This is a genomic window from Caulobacter sp. D5 (assembly GCF_003185805.1).
Taxonomy (GTDB): Bacteria; Pseudomonadota; Alphaproteobacteria; order Caulobacterales; family Caulobacteraceae; genus Caulobacter.
In genome coordinates this window covers 1-4,115 of sequence record NZ_QHJY01000251.1, presented here as the reverse complement: position 1 = coordinate 4,115, position 4,115 = coordinate 1, and the positions used below count along the sequence as shown (strand labels likewise).

3 protein-coding genes and 1 pseudogene are annotated in these 4,115 nt (G+C 70.0%); all 4 read left to right on the top strand.

Going from position 1 to position 4,115, the window contains the following annotated elements; translation table 11 throughout:
* Positions 1–325: pseudogene (locus DMC18_RS16475) on the top strand (MFS transporter); the annotation flags it as partial.
* 138 nt (positions 326–463) lie between these two features.
* A complete protein-coding gene (locus DMC18_RS16470; protein ID WP_233245154.1) occupies positions 464–1,525 on the top strand; it encodes an oxidoreductase in 1,062 nt (353 codons plus the stop codon).
* A complete protein-coding gene (locus DMC18_RS16465) occupies positions 1,525–2,016 on the top strand; it encodes a heme-degrading domain-containing protein (RefSeq protein WP_110118200.1) in 492 nt (163 codons plus the stop codon). The genes DMC18_RS16470 and DMC18_RS16465 overlap by 1 nt, the downstream gene beginning before the upstream one ends.
* A gap of 186 nt (positions 2,017–2,202) precedes the next feature.
* Complete coding sequence (locus DMC18_RS16460) at positions 2,203–3,975, top strand: gamma-glutamyltransferase family protein (RefSeq protein ID WP_110118199.1); 1,773 nt, start codon at positions 2,203–2,205, stop codon at positions 3,973–3,975.
* Positions 3,976–4,115: the final 140 nt, after the last annotated feature.

Here is a 4,115-nt window from a genome sequence, read left to right as displayed (position 1 = left end):
GCCGGTGATGTTCGCCTCGTTCGCCAGCTCGGTCTGGGTCGCGGTGCTGATCATCGGGGTCGCCACCGCCGCCCACCAAGGCTTCTCGGCCAACCTCTACACCCTGCCCTCGGACGTCTTCCCGCGCGGCGCCGTCGGCTCGGTCGTCGGCATCGGCGGCATGCTCGGGGCCCTCGGCGGCATGGTGTTCTCCAAATATATCGGCCAGGTCCTCGAGACGATCGGGACCTACACCCCAATCTTCATCGTCGCCGGCAGCGCCTATCTCGTCGCCCTGCTCGTCGTGCACCTGCTGGCCCCGAAGATGGAGCCCGTGAAGATCTGATCTTCGCGACCTGACTGAAATCGAGCCCTCGGACGCAGCCGCGCCGGGGGCTTTTTTCATGGGGATTTCCAGGCGCTTTTTACCGGCGGCGCCGTGACCTCGCCGTGTTCAGGGCCTAAGCTTGAAGCCATGACAACGTTGTCTCAAGCTACCGCCACCGCCCCGCTCAACGTCGCCCTCGTCGGCTACGGCTATGTCGGCAAGACCTTCCACGCCCCGCTGATTTCCACGACGCCGGGCCTCGTTTTGCACACCGTGGTCTCCAGCGACCCGGCCAAGGTCGCCGCCGACCATCCCGAGGCCAAGGTGGTCGCCAGCCTCGACGAGGCCCTGGCCGACGCCGAGATCGACCTCGTCGTCATCGCCACGCCCAACGAACTGCACGCCCCTCAGGGCCAGACCGCGCTCGCCGCCGGCAAGCACCTGGTGGTCGACAAGCCGTTCACCGTCACCCTCGACGAGGCCCGCGCCCTGGTCGCCTCGGCCGAGACCGCCGATCGTCTGCTCTCGGTGTTCCACAACCGGCGCTGGGACGCCGACTTTCTCACGTTGAAGGCCCTGATCGCCGAGGGCGCGCTGGGCGAGGTCACGCAGTACGAAAGCCACTTCGACCGCTTCCGCCCGACCGTGCGCGACCGCTGGCGCGAACGGGCCGGCCCTGGCGCCGGGGCCTGGTTCGACCTGGGTCCGCACCTGCTGGACCAGGCCTTGCAGCTGTTCGGCCAGCCCCTGGCGGTCAGCGCCGACATCGGCGTGCAGCGCGAGGGCGCGGGGGCCGACGACTATTTCCACGTCGTGCTGCGCTACGACGCCCTGCGGGTGATCCTGCACGGCAGCCTGCTGACCGCCGCCGCCGACCTGCGCCTGGCGGTGCACGGCACGAAGGGCAGCTTCATCAAGCAGGGCCTCGACGCCCAGGAAGACGCCCTCAAGCGCGGCCTGACCCCGGCCGACGAAGGCTTCGGCCTCGATCCCCGCCCCGGAACCCTGACCCGCGCCGACGGCGACGTCCTGACGACCGAGACCGTGCCCGCCGCGCGCGGCGACTACGCGGCCTACTACGCCGGGGTGCGCGACGCCATCCTGACCGGCGCGCCCAATCCCGTGCCGGCCCGCGAGGCCTTGCAGGTGATGGAGCTGCTGGATCTGGCCGCCCGCTCGGCCGCCGAGCGCCGCGAACTGAGCGTCGAGACCGCCTGATGAGCCACCAGGACGACATCGCCCGCATCGCCGCCCAGGAAGCGGCGCTGGTGTTCGAACGCTTCGATCTCGACACCGCCTGGGCCCTGGGGGCTGGCCTGCGCGACGCGGCCCTGGCCCGCAAGGCGCCGCTGGCCATCGACGTGTCGCTGCGGGACCGGGCGCTGTTCCACGCCGCCCTGCCCGGCTCGACCGGCGAGAACGCCGACTGGCTGCGCCGCAAGCGCAACACGGTGCTGCACTTCTCCAAGAGCTCCTACGGCGTTGGCCTGGCCCTGGCCGCCAAGGGCGAGACGCTGGAGGCCAAGCACGGCCTGCCGACCCGCGACTACGCCACGCATGGCGGCGGCTTTCCGCTGCTGGTGCGGGGCCTCGGCTGCATCGGCGCGGTGACGGTCTCTGGCCTGCCCCAGCGGCAGGACCACGTACTGGTGGTCGAGGCCCTGGCGCTGATGCTGGGCAAGGAGCTGGACGAGCTGGCGCTGGGGTAGCGCCCTCCGGGCCACCTCCCCCAGCGGGGGAGGATCTATGCCAAGAAGATGCTCCCCCTCTGGGGGAGCTGTCGCGGAGCGACTGAGGGGGGTTCCTCCCGCCCTCACCCACTTTTCGCGCAACGCCTAGCCTCCCCTCCCGGCCGCCCCTAGAAACGGACTCGCCGTTTTCGTGGGGATCTCGCCATGCGCCGCCGCACCTTCTTCGCCGCCCTGCCGGCCGCCGCCTTCGCAGGCCAGGCCTACGCCCAGTCGCAGATCCTCACCGGCCCCAATCCCAACCGGAAGCGGCCCGACGTGCACGGCGGCGACCGGGTGGACGGCGCCAGCTTCGCCTCGCGCTCGGCGGCCTGGGGCGTCCACGGCGCAGCGGCCACGGCCCATCCGCTGGCCACCCAGGCGGCGATCGCGGTGCTCAGGAAGGGCGGCTCGGCGGCCGACGCGGCGATCGCCGCCAACGCCATGCTGGGCCTGTGCGAGCCGATCTCGTGCGGGATCGGCGGCGACTGCTACGTGCTGCTGTGGGATCCCAAGACCCGCAAGGTGGTCGGCCTGAACGGCTCGGGCCGCTCGCCCAAAGGCCTGTCGCTGGAGACGGTGCGCAGCCGCGCCAAGGACGGCAAGATCCCCGCTTACGGCGCGGTCAGCGTCAGCGTGCCCGGCGCGGTCGACGCCTGGCGAGCCCTGCACGAGCGCTACGGCAAGCTGAAGTGGGCCGACCTCTTCGAGCCCGCCATCGCCACGGCCGAGGAAGGCCACCCGGTCACCCAGAACGTCGCCTATTACCTGGCGGGCAGCTATCGCCGCTTCACCACCCCCTCGTCCAACATCGAGGAGGTCGAGAACTTCAAGAAGGTCTGGGCCCCGACCGGCAAGACGCCCGTCGAGGGCGAGATCTTCAAGAACCCGGCCCTGGCCCGCACCTATCGCCTGATCGCCCAGGGCGGCGGCCGCGCCTTCTACGAGGGCGAGATCGCGACGACGATCGAGGCCTATTTCAAGCGTATCGGCGGCTGGATGACCAAGGCGGATCTCACCGCCAACCGCGCCGTCTGGACCAGCGTCCACACCACCGGCTATCGCGGCGTCGACGTCCACGCCCTGGCTGACAATACGCAGGGCCTGGCCACCCTGCAGATGCTCAACATCCTCGAGCAGTTCGACGTGGCCGGCATGGGCTTCCAGTCGGCGCAGGCGATCCATCACGCCGTCGAGGCCAAGCGCCTGGCCTATGAGGACCGCGCGCGGTTCTATGCCGACCAGGACTTCTACACCTCACCGATCGACTGGCTTATCTCCAAGGACTACGCCAAGGAGCGCGCCAAGCTGATCCGTCCGGACAAGATCTGGACGCCGTCGTTCCCGGGCACGGCGCCGAGCAAGGGCGACACCACCTATTTCACCACCGCCGACAAGGACGGGATGATGGTGTCGATCATCCAGTCGAACTATCGCGGCATGGGGTCCGGCCTGTCGCCCGACGGCCTGGGCTTCATGTTCCAGGACCGCGGCGAGCTCTTCGCCCTGACCGATGGACATCCCAACATCTACGCGCCTGGCAAGCGGCCCTTCCAGACGATCATCCCCGGCTTCGCCACCCGCAAGGGCGAGCCGTGGCTGAGCTTCGGCGTCATGGGCGGCGACATGCAGCCGCAGGGCCAGACCCAGATCATCAGCAACATGGTCGACTTCGGCCTGGGCGTGCAGGAAGCCGGCGACGCCCCGCGCTGGCACCACGGCGGCTCGCCCGAGCCGACGGGGATCGCGGCGGAGGACGTCGCGGCGCTCGACCTGGAGAGCGGCGTGCCGGCGGAGACCCGCAAGGCGCTGGAGGCCATCGGCTGGAAACTGAAGACCGACGCCGGCGGCTATGGCGGCTACCAGGCCATCGAGCGCTGGCCGGGGCGGTATGCGGCCGCGACCGAGATGCGCAAGGACGGGGTGGCGCTGGGGTATTGATGGAGATGCTCCCCCTGAAGGGGGAGCTGTCGCGGAGCGACTGAGGGGGAAGTAACTTCGGAGTCCGCTGCCGCAAATGATCAGCAGCCGCTTCCCCCTCCGGCCCTTCGGGCCACCTCCCCCTTCAGGGGGAGGATCTT

Bases quoted from the DNA above. Each gene is read 5' to 3' on its own strand.
- DMC18_RS16465 (WP_110118200.1), top strand. From the start codon at position 1,525: ATGAGCCACCAGGACGACATCGCCCGCATCGCCGCCCAGGAAGCGGCG.
- DMC18_RS16460 (WP_110118199.1), top strand. From the start codon at position 2,203: ATGCGCCGCCGCACCTTCTTCGCCGCCCTGCCGGCCGCCGCCTTCGCA.